This is a genomic window from Enterococcus sp. DIV1279b, from assembly GCF_050531515.1.
GTDB lineage: Bacteria > Bacillota > Bacilli > Lactobacillales > Enterococcaceae > Enterococcus_D > Enterococcus_D casseliflavus.
In genome coordinates this window covers 964589-984901 of the sequence record NZ_CP172891.1, presented here as the reverse complement: position 1 = coordinate 984901, position 20313 = coordinate 964589, and the positions used below count along the sequence as shown (strand labels likewise).

Here is a 20313-nt window from a genome sequence, read left to right as displayed (position 1 = left end):
CTTCCCGCCAGTCCCCGCTGGCGGGCTCCTTTTTGCCTTCTGACCGTTTTAGATGGTTTCACTTTTTCTTGGCGATTTCTTCTCAGAATTCTGTTTGATTCGTCAACTTTTTTTCACATTTTCCCGCTATTATAAATACATACCAACAAACAACCCTAACACTTTTTCATTTTTACTCCTTCCCGCCAGTCCCCGCTGGCGGGCTCCTTTTTGCCTTCTGACTGTTCTAGATGGTTTCACTTTTTCTTGGCGATTTCTTCTCAGAATTCTGTTTGATTCGTCAACTTTTTTTCACATTTTCCCGCTATTATAAATGCATACCAACAAACAACCCTAACACTTTTTCATTTTTACTCCTTCCCGCCAGTCCCCGCTGGCGGGCTCCTTTTTGCCTTCTGACTGTTCTAGATGGTTTCACTTTTTCTTGGCGATTTCTTCTCAGAATTCTGTTTGATTCGTCAACTTTTTTTCACATTTTCCCGCTATTATAAATGCATACCAACGAACAACCCTAACACTTTTTCATTTTTACTCCTTCCCGCCAGTCCCCGCTGGCGGGCTCCTTTTTGCCTTCTGACTGTTCTAGATGGTTTCACTTTTTCTTGGCGATTTCTTCTCAGAATTCTGTTTGATTCGTCAACTTTTTTTCACATTTTCCCGCTATTATAAATGCATACCAACGAACAACCCTAACACTTTTTCATTTTTACTCCTTCCCGCCAGTCCCCGCTGGCGGGCTCCTTTTTGTGAGATTGGACTTGATTTTCTTCCTAGAAAGGATTATCTTTATCTTATGCGGAAGTGGCGGAATGGCAGACGCGCACGCTTCAGGCGCGTGTGAGTTTATCTCGTGTGGGTTCAACTCCCATCTTCCGCATTTAGCAGTTCAGCTTTCTGAACTGCTTTTTTTGTTGCAAAACGCGCATGTTCATCGAATAAACATGCGCGTTTCATTCAACTATTTTTCCCCTTATTCACTAACATAGGCGGTGCGGAAAAAGAAATGCGCACCATAAGCTGGGAATTGGATGTCTTTAACATTTGATTTGATCAAATAATTTGAAGCACTTTGGTAAAGAGGGACTTGCGCAGCATCTTGTTCCAACAAAATTTCTTCTGCCGCTTTGTAATCTTCAAAATATTGATCGGGGTCATTGGCATGAACGGTGCGCGCATCTTCCGTCAACGCCGTATATTCTTCATTGACATAGCCGCCGTAATTAAAGGAAGCGCCGTTTTTGTATAAGATAAAGAACATATCCATGTCACTGCTTCCAGCGATCCAGCCAGAAACGGAAAGCTCATAATCACTATTTGCTCTTGATTGATTTAAGCTGGCACGTGGCTGTTTGTTGATGGAGATCGACAAGCCTGGCAAGTTTTCTTGCAGTTGGCTTTGCAAGTACTCCCCGATTTTTTGACCATTGTCATCATCTGTCACTAATAAACGCAGCGTCGTACTTTCACCAATTTCCGCTTGGGCTTTTTCCCACTCTTCCTTGGCAGCCTCTAAATCATACAGATTATAATCACCGCTATATGCTCGAAAATCTTCGCCAGTATTTGGATTCGCAGCTAAGCCAGTAGGGATCAATCCATTTAAAACTTTCGCTCCATCGTTCAACACATTATCCACGAGACTTTCTTTGTCGATCGCCAACGCGATTGCTTTACGCACATGAACATTTGCTAAGGCATCGTTGGCGGTTTTATTGAAGTCTAAGAAAAAGTTCGCCACATCGTTTTGCGTAACTAGTTCTTCATTGTCCCCGTATTGTTGGACGTAGATCCCGCTGATTTTTTGCAAATCAAGGTCGCCGCTTTCAAACAATTGGATCCCCGTATTTTCTTCTTTGATGGTGGAGCCTTTGATTTCCTCCAATTGAACGACATCAGCATCGTAGTATTGGTCGTTTTTCACTAGCGTCCACTCGTCTCCTGTCTGTTGCCAATCGGTTAAAGTAAAGGGACCAGAATACAACAAATCTTCACTTGTCCGAGCATAGGTCTCGCCTTTTTCTTCAACAAAGGCTTGATTTTGCGGTGCCAACCAGCCGATGGAAATCAAGGATAAAAACGAAGGCTGCGGCTGCTCCAACTGTACGATAAAGGTCGCGTCATCTGGGGTTTCCAGACCAATCGTTTCTACGTCTGCATTGCCTTCACGAATGTCTTTACTATTGACTACATTATCCAACAAATAGGCGTTTGGTCCCATCGTTGCTGGATCAACTAACTTTTTCCACGCATAAGCAAAGTCAGCCGAAGTGATCGCTTCGCCATTGCTCCACTTCGCATCATCTCGCAAAGTAAAGGTATAGGTTTTGCCATCTTCACTGATTTCGACTCCTTCTGCCAAGCCTGGAACTGGTTCACTGTTTTCATCGAAACGGTAGAGCCCTTCGAATAAATGTTGTACGATGGTAAACGTTGCTTTATCCGTCGTTTGGGTCGTATCGAGAGTCGTCAGCTCAGCTGGTAGACTCACCGCAATCGCTTGATTCGGCGCACCGTTAGTTTCAGCCTCTGATCCCTCGGTATTTCCTGTTGTCGTGCAGCCAGAAAGGGTCAACCCAATCACTCCTGCTGCAACCAATAAACGCTTCTTCCAGATCATTTTCATTCTTCCTCCTATGTGATTGCGCAACCAACGCAAGTGTTTTTCATGACAGCAAAAAACGCATTCAACGATAAAAAGAAAAAACCTCATCCCTTTGCTTATCAACTTTGACAAACAAAGGGACGAGATTTTCGTGTTACCACCCTTTTTCGCACCATTCTCACAAATGGCACCTCAACAGTACGCTAAGATACTTGGCACGGTAACGGCTGCTTTCCGTCTGATTTGCGTGAACAAATCAGATCACTCAGAGCTCATCTTCACTTTTTTTCTGCTGCCCTTTCTCACCATCCGGGTTCTCTTCTAACAGATTCCAAAGCTACTCTTCTCTTCATCGTCTTTCTTTTTATCTAAAAAACAGGTAAATGACGTTTTTTTGTCTATTTCATGATTGTTTTAAAGTATACTATTGGTGTTTTTGGAAGTCAACAAGAATTGCGAATATTCAGTTTTTTATGATTTTTCTATCAGAGCTTGTTTTGCGTCTTGCTTGCCTTTCGTCACGTTCTTCTCTAGGATAAGAACTAGATAAGCCTTCTCATTTGTAAAAAGGAGTGTGCCAAAATGAAATTAGCAGAAGCGTTACTTTTAAGACGAGATTTGAACAATCGTCTGTTTCAATTGCGCAACGAAATCTCTAGCAGTGTGTTAGTCCAAGAAGGCGATACCTTGGATCGTAGTATCACAGAATTGTTCAAGGAATACGATGAGATCAATCAACAGTATTCAGAATTAGTCGTAGCCATCAATCGGAAAAATGCGACTGCCTCTTTAGCAGATAGTGCGTTATTGCTGATGGAAGCACTAGAACAGCGAGAACAGCTGCGCCGCAAGCATGCACTGCTTACGCAAGCACTGGATGAAACCAAAGCAGCTCCCCGAATGGGTCGCAACGAAATTCGACTGGTGCGCACGATCGATACAAAAACGCTAACGGAGCAATTGAATACGACCGCCAAACAGCTGCGAGAATTAGATGGAAAGATCCAACAAACCAACTGGCTAGTCGATCTTTAACAAACATGGGTGGGTGTCAAAGGCGAGCACAAAGCAGGTACAGGCTAATATGTACACTATGGAACGTCTGGCAGAGACGTAAACGTAACAACCACTGCTTACGAATCACAATCGTAACAATCACATTGTATTTTTTAGCGACCACGTGCTGATTTGACTGGATGGGAAAAACCCTCTTCTTTTTTTGAGAAGAGGGTTGTTTTTATCGTATCCAGCCGTACGTGGAGCCGGCTCTTTTACTGAGGAACCTGCTGCTTGTTACTCACAGCGGAAGGACGCGCCAGAAACGCTTGCCCTTTCTCACTGCTCCAAAACGCCTTCATCAATGCCGTCAATCCCTCTTTGGTTTGATTGGCACCAAAGAAAGGACTGCCGGGTTCTAACATGATGCCATTAGCTAAAGCACCGATAGGAAAGGGATCAAAGCCGAAGGCAGCAACGATTTCTGCTATCTGATCGAGGGCGGTTTGGTCATCACCAGCAATGGCGATGGCTTTTTTGGCAGTTCCTTGAGCAGCCGTTCTCGTCAGCAAGGATTCCTCTTGGATATCGTGGTACCCCATATGATTGAATCCTTTGACTACTTTACTTTGGGAAAAATAGCGTTGCACACGTTCCGAAGAAGTCTGCTCGATGGATGAGTATTCTGTTTCTTTGCCATCGACTTCCCACCAATAATTCATGGCATCGATCACTAGCTTGCCAGCCAAAGCTTCTGCTGGCAGCTGTTGGTACTTACTCAATGGGATTGCCAAAAGGATCGTTTGGGCTTCTGTCATCACCTCAACGGCATTTTTTGCGATCGCTCCCGGAGCCAACACAGAAACGGACAAGGCGATTTTTTCTGCTGGCTTCGTACTGGCGATCAAGACCCGATAGCCCGCCTGGGCACCAAGATTTGCGAGTGCTAAGCCTAACTTGCCTGCGCCTAAAATACCGATGGTTTTAGGCATTGCTATCACCTGCTGCCAACAATTCTTTCACCCGTGGAATCACTTTGGTTCCATACAATTCAATCGTTTTGAAACGGTCTTTTTGCAGCTGTCCGCCAGTACCGTAAACCAGATCAAAGCGTTCTACACCGACTTGCGGCATCATACGGGCGATTTTTTGCGCCACGGTTTCTGGACTGCCTACATAGTAAGATCCATGTTCGACTTCAAAGTCAAAGCGCTCTTTGCTCATGGCTGGCCAGCCGCGATCAAGACCGATTTTGTCCATGCTCTTTTTGATGTAGTTCCAGCCGATTTCATAGGCTTCTTCGTCGGTGTCGGCGATCACACCATGGGAGTGCATGCCGATTGGCAAAATCGGTTGCCCCAATTGCTGCGCTGCCTTTTTATACAGATCAACATAGGGCGCAAAACGAGCAGGCTCGCCACCGATGATCGCTAACATAACGGGAAACCCATAACGGACGGCACGAATGATCGATTCAGGGGTTCCACCGACACCTACATAGGTATCTAATTGGTGTCCCTCGATTTTTGGAAAAACGTCGGCATTTTTTAAGGATTGCGTGAACTTGCCTTCCCAAGTTAATGGTTTGCCTTTTCTCAGTTCACTAAACATCGCTGTTTTTTCTTCAAATAGTTCTTCATAATCTTGCAAGTCATAGCCGAATAGAGGGAATGATTCAGTAAAAGATCCTCGTCCCAGCATGATTTGTGCACGACCGTTCGACAACGCGTCAACGGTCGCAAACCGTTCGTAGACCCGCACGGGATCATCCGAACTCAAGACAGTTACACCGGTACCTAATTTGATGGTATTGGTAACCATCGCTAAAGCCGCTAGTACCGTATCAGGACTTGAGATCGAATATTCTTCCCGATGGTGCTCCCCTAAGGCAATGACATCGATGCCGACTTCATCGGCTAATTTCCCTTCTGCCACGATATTGCGCAACGATTCGCTATAACTGATCCGTTCTTTCGTTGTATCATCAAAGGCTAGATCGCCAAACGTATCTAACCCAAATTCAAGATTTCTGTGATTGATGGTCATTTTCTTTTCCTCATTTCTCATTACTGATTCTCTGTTCTCACTATAACAAGGAACAAAAAAAGTTGCGAACAATATGCTTACTTTTTGTAAGTTGCCAATTTTAAAGCAAAAAAACACTTTCCCGAACAAAAATTCAGGAAAGTGTTTGGTCTTTAAAGATAGATCCCTTTACTATGGAGATTCACTAAGCATTCTTCCAAGTATGCTTCATCATGTTCTGGATAGATCGGCGTAGTCAAAGGAACAGCTTGAACGGAGGGTTCCAGCGGCAGATTTTTGCCACGATACGCTGGATCGTACCATTCAGGTGCTGGCCGATAGCCTCGATAGGTCATTTCATCCAGCACTAACTGATGGTATTGAAACAATTTATAGGGCGGATGGGTAAAAACGTAATCGACGGTTGCGTGCTTCTTACCCCAGCCTAGCCCCCGTAAGGCTGCTGCTTCACGATGCTGGCCTAACAGCTGCTGCCGAGGCAAAGCAGGTATCAGCGCTTCATGCCATAAGCGCATCGGTTCAGCCTCCTTTATTCTGCGTCCTGGCTGATGAAATTGTCTTGATTTTCAATAACGATCTTGCCGACTGCATGGTGTGTCTCACTCAATGCGTGGGCATCGTAAATTCCTTGTGCCGTCAATGGGAAGGTTGCACCGATGACACTGTTGACTTTTTCTGCTTCGATCAGCTCTGTCAATTCTGCCAATTGTTTGCCGTTGGTTCGTAACCAAATTGCTTTGGCGAAGATGTCTTTTTCTTTTGCCAAGTCTTCGTCTTCAATACTCAAAATTGAGATCAGACGGCCCTTAGGTTTTAAGACAGTGAAACTTTTCTTCTGGGTGTCGCCCCCCATCGTATCAAAGACCAAATCGATGTCTTGCAAGACTTCTTCAAAATCTGTCGTATGGTAATCGATGATCTCATCGGCACCAAGTTTTTGCAATAACTCATGGTTACGAGGACTAGCCGTCGTGATGACGTAAGCGCCAGCTGCTTTTGCTAGTTGGATCGCATAGGTACCAACTCCGCCTGCTCCGGCATGGATCAAGACTTTTTCCCCTTCTTTTAAACGACCGTGTTCAAACAACGCTTGGTAAGCAGTCAAACCAGCTAATGGCACTGCAGCTGCTTCTGCGTAGTTTTGGTTTTCTGGTTTGATCGCTGCTAACTCAGCATCCACGATGGCGTAATCAGCATACGTCCCAAAACGAGTCGTTTCAGGGCGGGCATAGATCGCATCACCAACTTTGAATTCTGTCACGTCAGCACCTATTTCTACGATATCCCCTGCGACATCCCAGCCTAAAATAATTGGGAAGTCCCACGGAAACATTTGTTTTAAATAGCCTTCTCTTAATTTCCAATCGATCGGGTTGATGGATGTTGCGGCAACTTTGACTAATAATTGATTTGGTTTTAATTCTGGTAATTGGACCGTTGCTTCTTTTAATTGGTCTTTTCCACCATAGGCTTCAATAACGACAGCACGTGTTTCCATTGATGCTTCACTCCTTACATTCATTCTTCATCAAAGAGAGGTTCCTGTTTTTCCATCCCTTGATTTCTCACTTCCCTAGCTTAGGCAAAAGGAGGGAATTTGACAAATGATATGTTTGGAAACTGCCCCAGCCACCTGGCCGTTCCTCCTTCAAAGCCTTGAAAGAAACGGGTTTATTTTTTCTTCATTTTTTTATTGCCTTTTCTTTAAAAATCAATTACGCTACTCAAGAAATACGAAATTGTAGAGAAAGAAGGAATTGATGAATTGAAAAGGTTGTGGGTATTTTTTGGCGGTGTGATCGGCATCACCGCGTTGCTGTTTTTAGGTGCTTCGGTGTTAACGAAAGAATCGGGGGCAGCAACGTCGTCCGACAAAAATACAGTGATTATTTACAATTGGGGCGAATATATTGACCCCGAATTGATCAAAACATTCGAAACTGAGACTGGTTACTCAGTGATTTATAATACATTTGACTCCAACGAAGCGATGGAAACGAAAATCAAACAAGGCGGCTCGCGCTATGATTTGGTTTTCCCTAGCGAATCGATCATTCCGAAAATGATCGAAGAAGGACTGTTAGTGCCTTTAGACCATCAGAAATTGACGGGAACGGAAGATCTGTCGCCTTTTTTGATGGATCAAGCCTTTGATCCTGACAATACCTACTCGATCCCCTATTTTTGGGGCACGATCGGAATCATGGCAAATACTGAAGAAGTTGATGTTTCTTCGATCCATGGCTGGAGTGATTTATGGGACCCTGCATTTAAAAATGATGTATTGATGGTGGATGGTGCTCGCGAAACCTTAGGAATCGCGTTACAGACGCTCGGTCTTTCCCAAAATGAAAAAGACCCGACCAAGGTCACCAAAGCCTTGAAGAAGCTGGAAAGTATCCGTCCCAATGTCAAAGCAGTTTTGACCGACGAGATCAAAACCTTGATGATCAACAACGATGCCCCTTTAGGAATCGGATATTCGGGCGATGCCGCTTATGTGATGGCGGAAAATCCTGCCGTCACCTATATCGTTCCCAATGACGGCGGTGCGATTTGGACAGACAATTTTGCGATCCCGAAAACCGTTGGCAATCTTGAGGGAGCCTACGCCTTCATCAATTTTATGCTGCGACCAGAAAATGCCGCACAAAATGCCGAATACGTGGGCTACGCCACGCCGAGTGAAACGGCCAAAGCCATGCTGCCAGTAGAACTGACTGCTGACAAGGCTTTCTACCCTGAGCCAAGTGCGATGGAACAAATGGAACATTATGAATACTTAGGAAAAGAAGCGGTTGAGCTTTATAACGACCTTTTCCTTGAATGGAAGTTGGGATTATAATTGTCACTATTACTAAAATCTGAACACATCTTTGATACCAAAACGAAAACGACTTTTGCGGGCTTTCTCCTGATAGAAGACCAGAAAATCACGGCTGTAGGTCCTCTTTCAGCGCTGCCAACACTTGCTGAAGACACCCAGGTCATTGATCTCAAAGAACAAATGATCATTCCAGGCTTTATTGATGCTCATGTTCATTTTTATCTTTCCGCATTACTCCATCAAGGGGCACTGACCCATCTTACGGGAGTGACAGAAGAAGCCGTTGCCCAGCAAGTGCCCGCCTTGCCCATCACTCATGGATGGAAAATCGGCATCGGCTGGTTCAGCAGTGATTTCGGTCAGCAAGTCTACCCGACGAAAGATTCGATCGACAACTATTGTGCCGACACGCCTGTCATGCTGATTTCAGGTGATGCCCACAGTATTTGGTTGAATAGCCAAGGGATCGCTGCTTTAGGGATCACACCTGAGAACTTACCAGCAGGGATCAGCGGCGAGGCACTGCTTGACGAAAACAGCGGACAATTAAGCGGCTGCTTTTTAGAAGCGATCGCCATTCATTATTTAGCAAAGGTCTTACAGTCTTTCCAAGCACAAAGCCCTGCTGCCTTTCTGACCTATATGAAGCAGCTCAATCAATACGGCATTACGACGATCGGTGATGTTGCCTTGACAGGAGAAAGCTGGGACGATTTGGTCTACCCCACTCTTTATCGGCAAACAGAAGCAGAAGCGACCTTGCGCGCTGTCTTTTATCCAGCCATGCGAGAAGACATCACGCAACTGAAAAAAACTTACCGTACTTATCGCTCCGAAAAAGTACAAATGGGCGGCGTCAAACAATTTTTTGATGGTGTGACGAGTACGCACACGGCTTTTTTAAAAGAGGAATATGAAACACCGTATTTTGCTGGTGATGTCGGGATGCCGTTGATCGATGTTCAACGGATGCGCCGCTTTATTTTACAAGCCAACCAGCAAGACTGGCCGATGCGCATCCATACCATCGGTGATGAAGCGATTCGACAAGCACTCCTCTTTTATCAAGAAAGTGCTGCTGCTCACCCGCTTTCTAAAGGCAAAGCCAATACTTTGGAACACTTGGAAGTGATGGATGCCGCTGATCTGCCACTAGTTCGCCAAGAACAACTGGTACTCTCCGTACAGCCTAGCCATTTATTAGTCGGTTATGAGACCCTCGATGAAGAAGTAGGCCCTCAGCGTGCCAGTCAAATGTTTCCTTTTCAGTCCTTTCTAGAGCAAGGCGCAACCTTGGCTTTTGGGACTGATACGCCAGTCGTGATCGACGTGACTCCTTTAGACTCGCTGTATTATGCGGTTGCTCGGCAGGAAAAAAACGGCCAGCCAGCAGGCGGATTGATGCCACAAGAAAAAATCTCCATCGCCGATGCCCTCTATGCCCACACCGCAGGCGCCGCCAAAGCCTTGAGTCGGCAAGATATCGGTCGATTAGAAGTTGGCTGTTTAGCCGATCTTTGTATTTTGTCCCAAAATATCTTGCCTTTGACTGCCGAAGAATTGCTTCAAACGACTGTTGAAGCGACCGTATTTGATGGGCAATTTGTTTATCGGGGCAACTGATGAAACACTAGATCTTGTGAAAGTACAAGGTCTGGTGTTTTTCTTTGATAAAAAAATACAGAAACAGGTGCTTAGTTTGGACCACTCTCCCTTTTCGTACTTGCCCCTATCCCTTACGATGGATTCCCTGCTTGGCAGCTATGCTTTATCATAGGTTTTCTTTCGGCCATTTTGATTCGCGTGGATTGGTCTATTCGATTGGCGCAGCAAAAGAATAATTTAAGCGGTTGCCAGTTTCTTTATTTGATGGAAATTCAGAAACATGCCTCTTTTTCCTTGGAGTTTTTTTCCTTTTAACAGCAAACATTGGTCTATTCCATCACCCCTTACTTTCTCCTTCAATCGTTTTTTAAACCTTTGAATAAATTCTTAATAAAATAACTAACAAAAAATAAACTTTTACTATATCCCTTGAATGTAAGCGATAAATTTGTTATTATTACCAAGGATAAGGAGGTGTTTATCTATTGTATGCGATTAAAATCTTTCATGGTTATCTAACCGCCGAAGGAAAAAGAACACGGGACAAAACAATTGCATTAACCTATACTTGCAGAGAAGATGCTGAACGTTTCGCAAATAAAATCGGCGGGAGAGTTAAAAAAATTGGCTAACCAACTAGAATAAAAAAGGCTGTCAACCTCAGTAGGTGACTGCCTTTTTTTGTTATCTGATTTCCAGCAAATCAAGCAATACTCCTGACTTTTTACATATGTTTAAGCTCCTTTTCTTGTTGAATCGAGAAGTGAAGCAAGTTAGTTGGTTTTGACGCCTTGAGTCTTTATACTGAAACAAAGGCACCAGCCAATCCAAAAAAAGGAGTGACCCGTCCATGTGCGGCCGATACTTATTTGACCCAACAACTGGCGAATTGTCAGAATATTATCAAGAAGCCGCGGCGAAAGCCCGCAAGCGCCAACAGACTGTCGCTGTCAATGATGTTTTCCCTTCCAATCATGTCGTAACCATCGGTGCAAATCAACAACAACAAGTTGTAGCTGGTGTGACAAGATGGGGCTTTACCGGCTTTAAAAAAGGGCATTTGATGATCAATGCCCGTTCTGAGACCGTTGAAGAAAAACCGACTTTTCGCAAACCTTTCCAAGAGCATCGCTGTGTCTTTCCGATGTCTGGTTTCTATGAATGGAATCATGAAAAGGAAAAGTTTCTCTTTTCGCAAGATCACGTGATTTATGCCGCTGGTTTTTATCGCATCCTTCAAAAAGAGGATCAGATCGAAACCGAATCAATCATTCTAACGACTGCCGCGAACGATTCTGTTGAACCAGTCCATGATCGAATGCCTCTGTTCTTAGAAAAAGAAGCGATTGCTTCTTGGATCAATGACTTGGCTTTTGCTCGCCAACAACTCAAAGCAGAAATGCCCAAGCTGAAAACCCAATTGCTCTCTTCTTAACTGCTTGCTACTTCTTTTTCAGTAGAACAAAAACCGCCAAGTCAGCTTTGATTTGGCGGTTTTTCCTACTTTTGCTTTTTCTTAATAAACGGTGAAGGTTTTGCCAGTCATGATCCCAAAGACTGCTTTTTGATACGCTGCAAAAACGGGTGCGTCACCAACGGGAATAAAGCCTTTGAAAGAATCGGCGAAGGTTTCCCAAGAGCCCACAAGTGCATTGGGACTGACTGCATTGATTCGTACCCCATGACCGATCTCAAAAGCTGCCGATGCCACGAAGGCTTCTAAACCGCCGTTGACCAGTGCTGAAGGCGTGCCCATTGGGATAAATTCGTCTTTGATAATTCCAGAAGTCAGTGTGATACTGCCGCCTTCATTGAGAAAATGCTGGCCAATCAACGCAAGGTTGACTTGTCCTTGCAGCTTCGAAGCCACCGACTGTTGAATATCTGCTGGCGTCAATTCCTCAAAGGGTTTAAACACTGTGCTTCCCGCAGCGGAAACAATGGCATCCACTTTCCCAGTAGCTGCAAATAGCTGGCTGACACTGTCTGCATCCGCAATTTCGACTTGATGATCGCCGCTGCTACGGCTAGCCGTGATCAGCTCCACCTCTGGTAGCTGCTGAAAGCCTTCAACTAAAAGCTGCCCAAGTGTGCCGGTATGTCCAATCAAAAGTAATTTCATTTCCTCGCCTCTTTTTTTGTTTTGTGCTTCGATTCTAACCCAACCAAGCGATTTCGACCATTCATCTGCTTTTCCTGCCTTATTGATCTATTCTTACCCTTCCCCATTTGTTCCCCTACTACCTGCGTAGTGATTGGAATCACCTATCACGAAAGCAATTGACAACTTTCTCATCTTGTTCTAAGATACTACTAATTTCATACACATGCAGTGAGAAGAAGAGTACGATCCCCCCTTTCTTTCAAGAGAGCTCGGAACTGGTGGAAACGAGTAAGGAAGACGATCCGAAGATGACCTTTGAGCATTCGTGGACGAACAATCCCCGACGGAGAAAGCCCGATAGCGCAATGCAGTTTATTTGATGAACTGACTGAGGTTTTTTGTTTCAACAAAAAACAAATGAAGGTGGTACCGCGAAATGATCGTCCTTCCCAAAGAATTGTCTTTGGGAAGGTTTTTTTTATAAAAAAGGAGGAAGAGGTATGAAACGAAGGATTCGATTAGGTATGGGCATTGGTCTGTTGTCCTTGGTCTTATTTACGGGCTGTGGCAACCAAGAAGAAGTGACCGGAAATGCCGAAGAACAGCAGACAGAAATCAGAGTTGGTACGACACCAGGACCTTACAGCGAGCTGTTTCTTCAGGGAATCAAACCGATTTTAGAAGAAGCTGGCTATACCGTGACCGATATTGGCTTTACTGGGGTGTTGGAAGCAGACATTGCACTGAACGATGGCGAAATCGACTTAAACGTGGATCAGCATACCGCCTATTTAGAGAACTTTAATGAAAACACGGGTGCCGATTTGGTGGGTATCACACCGATCCCTACCGTTCCAGCTGGCTTGTATCCTGGCAGAAAGGACAATTTAGCAGCGATTGAAGCAAACGATACCATCGGGATTCCCAATGATCCGTCAAACAGCGCCCGTGCCCTGTTGCTGCTGCAAAAAGCTGGCTGGATCGAACTTGACCCCGAAGTGGCGCCCATTGACGCGACGTTAAGAACCATTACTGACAATCCTTATAACCTGGATATCGTCGAGATGGATTCTGCGCAAATCCCCCGCAGCTTAGCAGACTTAGACTATGCGGTGATTCCCGGCAGCATCGTTTATAGTGCTGGAATTGCTGCAGAGGAAAGCTTATTAAGTGAAGACATTTTGCAAGAGTATGAACTGGTGGCAACGGTCAAAGAAGCCAACCAAGACAGTGATTGGGCACAGGCAGTGGTGGCAGCATATCGTTCTGAAGCCTTTAAAGAACTGCTGGCAGAAGAGAATCAAACGGGCTATTGGTTTATTCCTGAAGAATTGCAATAACCGCTTCACAAGTAGCAATAAGCAGCAACTGTCGTCTTATTTTTTAAGAAGCTTCTATTATAGAAGGAAAAGAACTGACTACTATTGATTGGTGAACCCTTTTTCCGTCTGAATCTTTGTAAAGGAGGTCAAAAATTGAATATTCAACAAATGCGGATCGTGCAAGCGATCGCTGACCATGGAAGTTTTCGTGAAGCAGCCAAACGGCTGTATCTCTCACAGCCAAGTCTTTCCCAAGCCGTGAAAGAGTTGGAAGCAGAATTGGAGGTCCAGCTTTTCGAGCGTACGAATCAAGGTGCCCGCTTGACTGCCGAAGGCTCGGAATTTCTAGACCATGCCCAGCCGATCTTGAGTCAAGTGGCGCAGCTGCAAACGCGTTATTCCAGCAAGCAAGCAGCGAGTCAAACCTTCGCCATCGCAAGCCAGCACTATGATTTCACGGCTGGAATTTTCAGTGAACTGCTACAGGAATTTCCCAACTGCCGCCAGTTTCGCCTATTAGAAACCACGACCTTAAAGGTGATCACGGACGTGCAGCAATATCGAAGTGAATTTGGGGTTCTTTATTTGAATGAGCAAAACCAAGCAGGATTGGAACGACTGTTACAAGGCGCCCAATTGTCCTTCGAAGCGTTGGGACGGTTTCGCCCCCATGTCTTTTTACGAGCGACTCATCCCTTGACAGAAAAAAAGCAGCTTTCCTTAAAGGATCTTGCGCCTTATCCGCAAGTACGCTTTTTGCAAGAAGATGAACGCTATTCGTTCTTTTCCGAGGATTTGATCGACTTTGCTCAAAGCCCTCAAGTGGTGCATGTCAGCGATCGAGGCACAATGGTCCAGCTATTACAGCAGACGGATCTTTATGGAACCGGCTCGGGGATCGTTGCCCAACCAGAACGCCAAGGCTTGGCTTTTCTTCCTTTGATCGACGCGTCCGAGGGTGAGATCATCCTCATTAAAAAGAACGATCGCCCATTATCAGTGATCGGCGAGCGTTTCTTAACAAAATTACGACAACACCTTGCCGCTTTTCCTACTGATATATAAGCGAAGGCCTCCTCTTCCTACTCCCCATAGATGATTGGCTGCACCTTCGCATTATATAAAAAATCCTTGAGCCACTTCCCATGCAGGAGGCTCAAGGATTTTCTTTTACGGTTACTGTTGTCGGCAATCACCGCTGATTACAGCTGCTCTGCCTGCATTTGATACATTTGCTGATAGATTCCTTGCCCTTGGACAAGACTCGCATGGGTTCCCCGTTCCACGATCTTCCCTTGGTCTAGGACCAAGATTTGATCGGCTTGTTTGATCGTTGACAAACGGTGAGCGATCATGAAGGTCGTCCGTCCTTTTTGCAAGACGGTCATCGCCTTTTGAATGATGGACTCTGTTTCAGTGTCCACATGGCTCGTCGCTTCATCCAGAATCAAGATTTTTGGATCAAACACCAGCGCACGGGCGAAACTGATCAGCTGGCGTTCTCCACTAGAAAACTCATTGCCTTTTTCAACGACTGGATGATGGATGCCTTTTTCGTAGCGGCTCAAAAGGTAGTCAGCGCCGACTTGCTTCAAGGCATCGATAATCATCGCTTCGGTGATCGTTGGATCGTTCATCCCGATGTTGCTGGCGATCGTTCCAGTAAATAGATAGGGATCTTGCATGACGATCGCCATTGAATCTCTTAAACTATGACGATCATAATCAGCGATCACTTGTCCATCCACAACGATTTTTCCCTGCTGCGGATCATAAAAACGGAACAACAGGTTCAAAATACTCGATTTTCCAGAACCAGTATGACCAACTAAAGCAATGGTCTCTCCTGCGGCAACGTCAAAGTTGATATCGTGCAAGATCGCTTGCTCAGGGTCGTAGCCAAAGGTCACTTGTTGGAAAGAAACATCGCCATTCGTAACAGTCAGCTGCTCACTTTGTTGTTTTTCAACCGGCTGATCAGCAAACTCAAAGACCCGCTGTCCAGCAGCTAATGATTGCTGCACATTGGTGATGGTTTGGACAAGCCCTTCGATGGGATCATACAGGCGGTTGATGTAATCAATAAAGGCATACAGCAAGCCTGCTGAGATCGCCAAGCGACCATCAAGGAAAAAGGCGGCCAAGGTCGTGATCAAAATCAAGATCGTTGAATTTCGCAACAAGTTGCCTAATCCCCAAGCGATACTTGAATCGAGCAAGAGGTATTTACGTCCAGTTTTGAACCATTTCTCTACTGTTTCATTAAATTCTTTCTGCAACTGATTTTCTCGTTGGAAGGCTTGGATGATCGCCATTCCTTGGACAAATTCATTCAACTGCCCACTGATTTGTGAGATGTATTCCCGCATTGCTAAATTGTAACGGGAGGCATATTTGGTATAAAAATGCTGCCAGATTCCTAAAATCGGGATCAAAATCAGCATCGCTGCTCCTAAGGTGCGGTTCAAAAGAAACAATGCAATAAACGCCCCAATGATTTGGATGATGTTGCTTAACAAATTACTGATCACGATCACGTAGAAATTCGACCGCAAGACTTCAGTGTCATTCGTGATTCGTGCGACGACTTTACCTGCTGGGATCTGGTCAAAGTAAGAAACCGGTAATTTGTGCATATGGTCAAAAAGCTGATCCCGCATTTTTTTGACGATACTGTTGGACATTTTTCGCAATTGCAGCAAGCTGATATAACGAAAGAGGGAACCAATCAAATTGACCAGCAAATACCCAGCGAGTAATTGGATCAAAAGCATCGTGTCTAAATTGCTACTGTTAACCGCCGGTGTCATCACTCGGTCGATCAGCTGCTTGGCAATCAGTGGGGAAGTCAGTTCGAGCGCTGCAGCCAGCAACAGCAAGATCGCACCCACGATAAATTGTTTTTTATAATAGCTCAAATACGTGAGCAAACGTTTAATCGTTGAGAACACTCGTATCGTCCTCCTTTAACTGTTGATGATAATACTGCTCTTGGTACCAGCCTGGCGTTTCGATCAACTCCTGATGGGTACCACGTTGTGTGATCCGACCGTCTTCTAAGACGATGATTTGATCCGCTTCGGTGATGGCGGACAATCGATGGGTCACGATGATGGAGGTCGGTGCCTGCTTCATCGTTTTCAAATTCGTGATGATGGCTTGTTCCGTTTTGGCATCAACTGCCGAAAGGGCATCATCCAGTAAGAGGACTTCACTGTTTCGTAAAAACGCCCGTGCTAAGGACAAGCGTTGTTTTTGTCCACCAGAAAGGGAAACTCCTTTCTCACCGACGACCGTTTCGAGCCCTTCTGGCATCCGCTTGATGTCTTCGCTAAAGCAAGCAGCTTCCAGTGCTTCCCACAATACTTCTTCGGAAGCGTCTGGTTGCCCGAATAACAAGTTCTCGCGAATCGTTCGTGAAAACAAGGTATGTTCTTGCGGTACTTCTGCAAAGTGGTTGCGCACTGCTGTTGTTTGATAGGCCGTCAACGGCTGCTCGTTGATCAAGGGGACTTGATCAGAGTATGGATAGCGGTGACCGAATTGTCTTAGCAGCGTCGTTTTTCCGCTGCCGGTCTTCCCAACGATCCCTAAGACTTCTCCACGAGTGATCGTCAAATCCAGTCCTTCTAACACATAACGAGCTGCTTGCGGGTATTGGAAATGGTATGCTTTAAAACGGATCGTATTGATGGCTTGCAGGTCGGCTTCGCCTGGCGTTTCTAATTCATCCCCCGTCTGCAGCACTTCATTGATCCGACGCCAGGATGCGGCACCTTGCTGCATCACATTCACAAGATCTCCTGCTGAGATCATCGGCCAAACGACCATAGTCAAGTACACTTGGAAAGAGACCATCGCACCGATGGTGATCGTTTGGTTGGCAACAAGAAACGCCCCCACACCAAAGCTCATCACGAAACTGATCGCTAAGATGATGGTAATCAGCGGCCCAAAACGGGAATCGATCTCAGAAACGATATTGTTTTTCGCTCGTGTTTCCAGTGTTTTCTTTTGAAACTGTTCCGTGGTGGCTCCTTCTAGTCCATAAGCTCGGACGACCCGAATGCCATCAATGATCTCCAGCACTTCACTGTTCATCTCAGAAACAGAATTCTGCGCTTCCGTAAACGCCTTATCGACTTGCGAGCCCCATTTGAAAATGTAATAGGCTAAAAGCGGCATTGGAATCAAGGCAATCAAGGTCAGTAGCCAAGAAACCGTCCCAGCCATCATCGCTACGATAAAACTTAGATACAAACTAGTATTTAAGAAAACCATCAGTCCATACCCAATGGTCATCCCCATCACTTGGACATCGTCACTGGAACGAGTCATTAAATCACCTGTTCGGAAACGATGGTAAAACGGCGCCCCCATTTTGAGAAAGTGGCTCATCAATTGTTCCCGTAATTGTTTTTGCAGATCGTAGGAACCAATAAATAAATTAAACGTCCAAACAAATTCCGCCAAATATCCTAACAAGATAGCTCCCGCGAAGAGGCTCACATATTGGATCAGTACGGAGTAATCAAAATTATCTTGAATCAACGCATCGATGAACAAGCGCAGAATATAGATCGGTGCGACATACATCGCACTAGCGATCACCATAAAGACGAATACAAAGGTATAGCGCACCTTATGTTCTTTAAAATACGTTGTTAATTGTTTTAATACATACTTCATGTTTTATCCCTCACATTCTAAAAAAGTACACAAAAAAGCTCTGTCCCTTCGGAAAAAGGACAGAGCATAAACGTCGTTATTATAGACATTATCTGTACACTAATGGTTACCGAATGAGGGATTCACTTTATTCAATTTGGTTGTTTTTTTATCAAATACTTTTTGCATCGTAATCCCTCCTTCTCTTTTTATTTTTGCTGACTACACCTAACACTTTACAGATAAGTTTCTGAGAATGCAACAATTTTTATTAATTTTTTTTCAAAAAGATTGACTTTTCTAAAAAGGCGTTTCTCAATTTCTCGTTTTTTACAACTATTTTTTGAAAACGAATTCTCGGTTTATCCTAAGCGTTGCAAGGAATTTGGCAAAATAAAAAAACAGATGCCCCTCACTTCAACAAGCGTTGTTTGGTCAGCACACTTGGTTGAAAAAAAGTTCCTCTGTTTTCTTACTTCCTGTTTATTCTGAGACAGATGCTAGGCGATAGGATACTGTTCGTCCAAAAGGAAACACTTGCACTCCTTGCAAACGATCTGTTTTCAAATACGCTACCGCTCCTTGATATAACGGCAAGACGGCTGTATCTTCAACGATCAATTGTTTCTCGAGTTCTTTCAATAAGTCCCAACGGGCAACTGGATCGTTTGCTAAAGTCGTCCGTGCTTCTTGTAACCCTTGGTCGTACCTTTCACTAGCATACCCAGAGGTATTCAAGCCACCTGTCGAATCATAAAATTCTAAGAAGTTGATCGGGTCCGCGTAATCTGGTGTCCAAGTCCCGAAGACGAGATCAAATTCACCTTGGGATTGCAAGTCCAAGCGGTTTTGTAAAGGAATCGACTTGGCATCGATGGTTAATCCAGGCAAATTGGTTTCTAACTGTCCTTGGACAAATTCGATGGTTTTCTTGGCTGCTGCTGTATCTGCTGACAACAGTTCCAAAGTGATCTCGTCTTGTCCCAACTCTTCTTTGGCTTGTGCCCAAAGCGCTTGTGCGGCTGTTAGATCATACGGCAGTAAATCGCCATTTTCTTCACGAAAATCTTGGTCTGTTTCAGGATCTTTGGCAAAGTTGCTTGGCACAAAGCCGTTTAATGCAGTGGACCCATCACCTAAGATATTTTCAGCAAATGCCTCTTTGTCAATAGCTTGTAAAATCGCCTGACGTACCTTGACATTGCCTGTGACTTCTCGTTTTTGGTTGGCACTTAAATACCCCACCAGCGCCTTTGGCACATAGTTGGCTTGAGCTGAGTTTTGGTATTGCTGTGCGTACGTATCCGTTAAGGTGGTGTAGTCCAGTTCTCCTGTTTCAAAAAGGCTGACACCAGTTGCCGTTTCCTTCACTACTTGCACGTCGATCTTGGTCAATTGGACATTCTCAGCATCCCAATAATCAGGATTTTTCGTTAACGTCCATGATTCATTGGTTCCGTTCCACCCTTCGATCAAGAATGGGCCGTTGCCAACAAAATTTTCCGCTGATAACCCATAATCGGCACCTTTTTCTTCAGCAAACGCTTGGTTTTTTGGCATAAAAGGTGTCCCGACCAGAATCTGATCCAAATACGAGATTGGACTTGCCAATGTCAGCTCTAACGTCTGCTGGTCCAATGCTTTGGCACCTAACTCACTGACCTCAGCATCTCCTTGACGTACTTGACTGCCATTTTTCAACACATCCATTTGATTGCTGCTGCTAGAACCGTTCTCTGGATTGGCAACATATTGAAAGGCGTAGACAAAATCATCCGCTGTAACAGGATCGCCATTGCTCCATGTTGCATCACGAATGGTGAAGGTATAAACCAGTCCATCTTCTGATACCGTAGGCTCTTCAGCGGCCATCGCAAGCTCAGGATCCCCCTCTTGATCCAGACGGTATAACCCTTCTGCCACTTGTCCGATCATATCGGAACTGTTGACATCCGTGTATTGCCCGCTATCAAGGGTCGATAAGGCGCCCGCGGTTGACACTTGAATCTCTTGCGCAACAGCGCCTTGCTCCTCTTGCTGTCCAGAATCCGTCGTGGGACTCGTGGTACTGCAGGCACTTAAAACCAATACTGTGAAAGCAGTGATACCAATCATTTTCTTTTTCATTTTTCTCCTCCTTGCG

The 20313-nt window shown here is 45.0% G+C and carries 16 protein-coding genes, 1 tRNA gene and 1 other annotated feature; of the genes, 8 read left to right on the top strand and 9 right to left on the bottom strand.

Going from position 1 to position 20313, the window contains the following annotated elements; all coding sequences use genetic code 11:
* Window positions 1-795: 795 nt before the first annotated feature.
* Window positions 796-877: transfer RNA gene (locus tag IGI71_RS04605), tRNA-Leu, on the top strand.
* Between the two features lie 93 nt (window positions 878-970).
* On the opposite strand, the gene IGI71_RS04600 is transcribed toward IGI71_RS04605, so the two are convergent.
* Complete coding sequence (locus IGI71_RS04600; protein ID WP_060791756.1) at window positions 971-2623, bottom strand: peptide ABC transporter substrate-binding protein; 1653 nt, start codon at window positions 2621-2623, stop codon at window positions 971-973.
* 561 nt (window positions 2624-3184) lie between these two features.
* On the opposite strand from IGI71_RS04600, the gene IGI71_RS04595 reads away from it, so the two are divergent.
* Complete coding sequence (locus IGI71_RS04595; RefSeq protein ID WP_010747700.1) at window positions 3185-3637, top strand: DIP1984 family protein; 453 nt, start codon at window positions 3185-3187, stop codon at window positions 3635-3637.
* 236 nt (window positions 3638-3873) lie between these two features.
* Here the strand turns inward: IGI71_RS04595 and IGI71_RS04590 are convergent, their stop codons facing one another.
* From IGI71_RS04590 to IGI71_RS04575, 4 genes are all read right to left on the bottom strand, one after another.
* Window positions 3874-4590 carry an NADPH-dependent F420 reductase gene (locus IGI71_RS04590; RefSeq protein ID WP_010747699.1) on the bottom strand — a complete coding sequence of 239 codons (717 nt, stop codon included), beginning with the start codon at window positions 4588-4590 and terminating at the stop codon, window positions 3874-3876.
* The gene (locus IGI71_RS04585) at window positions 4583-5644 is read right to left on the bottom strand and encodes an LLM class flavin-dependent oxidoreductase (RefSeq protein ID WP_010747698.1); all 1062 of its coding nucleotides are present in this window, start codon (window positions 5642-5644) and stop codon (window positions 4583-4585) included. Before IGI71_RS04585 ends, IGI71_RS04590 begins: the two co-directional genes overlap by 8 nt.
* Window positions 5645-5796: 152 nt before the next feature.
* A complete protein-coding gene (locus tag IGI71_RS04580) occupies window positions 5797-6159 on the bottom strand; it encodes a TIGR02328 family protein (protein ID WP_010747697.1) in 363 nt (120 codons plus the stop codon).
* Window positions 6160-6173: 14 nt separating this feature from the next.
* A complete protein-coding gene (locus tag IGI71_RS04575) occupies window positions 6174-7142 on the bottom strand; it encodes an NADP-dependent oxidoreductase (protein ID WP_010747696.1) in 969 nt (322 codons plus the stop codon).
* A gap of 267 nt (window positions 7143-7409) precedes the next feature.
* Between IGI71_RS04575 and IGI71_RS04570 the strand changes: the two genes are divergently transcribed.
* The 4 genes from IGI71_RS04570 (at window position 7410) to IGI71_RS04555 (ending at window position 11511) form a co-directional block, all read left to right on the top strand.
* Window positions 7410-8489, top strand: a complete 1080-nt coding sequence (locus IGI71_RS04570) for an ABC transporter substrate-binding protein (protein ID WP_010747695.1) — start codon at window positions 7410-7412, stop codon at window positions 8487-8489.
* Window positions 8490-10094, top strand: a complete 1605-nt coding sequence (locus tag IGI71_RS04565; RefSeq protein ID WP_010747694.1) for an amidohydrolase — start codon at window positions 8490-8492, stop codon at window positions 10092-10094. It begins immediately after the preceding gene.
* Between the two features lie 467 nt (window positions 10095-10561).
* The gene (locus IGI71_RS04560) at window positions 10562-10708 is read left to right on the top strand and encodes a hypothetical protein (protein ID WP_005234527.1); all 147 of its coding nucleotides are present in this window, start codon (window positions 10562-10564) and stop codon (window positions 10706-10708) included.
* A 218-nt stretch (window positions 10709-10926) separates the two neighbouring features.
* A complete protein-coding gene (locus IGI71_RS04555) occupies window positions 10927-11511 on the top strand; it encodes an SOS response-associated peptidase (protein ID WP_005225388.1) in 585 nt (194 codons plus the stop codon).
* A gap of 81 nt (window positions 11512-11592) precedes the next feature.
* Here the strand turns inward: IGI71_RS04555 and IGI71_RS04550 are convergent, their stop codons facing one another.
* On the bottom strand, window positions 11593-12198 hold the full coding sequence (locus IGI71_RS04550; protein ID WP_010747693.1) for a short chain dehydrogenase: 606 nt from the start codon (window positions 12196-12198) through the stop codon (window positions 11593-11595).
* 201 nt (window positions 12199-12399) lie between these two features.
* Window positions 12400-12631, top strand: a binding site (T-box leader).
* A 49-nt stretch (window positions 12632-12680) separates the two neighbouring features.
* Between IGI71_RS04550 and IGI71_RS04545 the strand changes: the two genes are divergently transcribed.
* Complete coding sequence (locus IGI71_RS04545) at window positions 12681-13520, top strand: MetQ/NlpA family ABC transporter substrate-binding protein (RefSeq protein WP_010747692.1); 840 nt, start codon at window positions 12681-12683, stop codon at window positions 13518-13520.
* A 135-nt stretch (window positions 13521-13655) separates the two neighbouring features.
* Window positions 13656-14567, top strand: coding sequence for a LysR family transcriptional regulator (locus tag IGI71_RS04540; protein WP_060791749.1), 912 nt, complete (start codon window positions 13656-13658; stop codon window positions 14565-14567).
* Between the two features lie 137 nt (window positions 14568-14704).
* On the opposite strand, the gene IGI71_RS04535 is transcribed toward IGI71_RS04540, so the two are convergent.
* The 3 genes from IGI71_RS04535 to IGI71_RS04525 all read right to left on the bottom strand — a co-directional run bounded on the left by IGI71_RS04535 (window position 14705) and on the right by IGI71_RS04525 (window position 20297).
* The gene (locus IGI71_RS04535; protein ID WP_060791748.1) at window positions 14705-16453 is read right to left on the bottom strand and encodes an ABC transporter ATP-binding protein; all 1749 of its coding nucleotides are present in this window, start codon (window positions 16451-16453) and stop codon (window positions 14705-14707) included.
* Window positions 16437-18191: an ABC transporter ATP-binding protein gene (locus IGI71_RS04530; protein WP_430616190.1), complete on the bottom strand. Its 1755-nt coding sequence runs from the start codon at window positions 18189-18191 to the stop codon at window positions 16437-16439. Before IGI71_RS04530 ends, IGI71_RS04535 begins: the two co-directional genes overlap by 17 nt.
* A gap of 462 nt (window positions 18192-18653) precedes the next feature.
* On the bottom strand, window positions 18654-20297 hold the full coding sequence (locus tag IGI71_RS04525) for a peptide ABC transporter substrate-binding protein (RefSeq protein ID WP_010747688.1): 1644 nt from the start codon (window positions 20295-20297) through the stop codon (window positions 18654-18656).
* Between the last annotated feature and the right edge of the window lie 16 nt (window positions 20298-20313).

Coding starts and splice junctions, on each gene's coding strand:
- IGI71_RS04600 (WP_060791756.1), bottom strand. CDS start 2,623: ATGAAAATGATCTGGAAGAAGCGTTTATTGGTTGCAGCAGGAGTGATT.
- IGI71_RS04595 (WP_010747700.1), top strand. CDS start 3,185: ATGAAATTAGCAGAAGCGTTACTTTTAAGACGAGATTTGAACAATCGT.
- IGI71_RS04590 (WP_010747699.1), bottom strand. CDS start 4,590: ATGCCTAAAACCATCGGTATTTTAGGCGCAGGCAAGTTAGGCTTAGCA.
- IGI71_RS04585 (WP_010747698.1), bottom strand. CDS start 5,644: ATGACCATCAATCACAGAAATCTTGAATTTGGGTTAGATACGTTTGGC.
- IGI71_RS04580 (WP_010747697.1), bottom strand. CDS start 6,159: ATGCGCTTATGGCATGAAGCGCTGATACCTGCTTTGCCTCGGCAGCAG.
- IGI71_RS04575 (WP_010747696.1), bottom strand. CDS start 7,142: ATGGAAACACGTGCTGTCGTTATTGAAGCCTATGGTGGAAAAGACCAA.
- IGI71_RS04555 (WP_005225388.1), top strand. CDS start 10,927: ATGTGCGGCCGATACTTATTTGACCCAACAACTGGCGAATTGTCAGAA.
- IGI71_RS04550 (WP_010747693.1), bottom strand. CDS start 12,198: ATGAAATTACTTTTGATTGGACATACCGGCACACTTGGGCAGCTTTTA.
- IGI71_RS04545 (WP_010747692.1), top strand. CDS start 12,681: ATGAAACGAAGGATTCGATTAGGTATGGGCATTGGTCTGTTGTCCTTG.
- IGI71_RS04530 (WP_430616190.1), bottom strand. CDS start 18,191: ATGAAGTATGTATTAAAACAATTAACAACGTATTTTAAAGAACATAAG.
- IGI71_RS04525 (WP_010747688.1), bottom strand. CDS start 20,297: ATGAAAAAGAAAATGATTGGTATCACTGCTTTCACAGTATTGGTTTTA.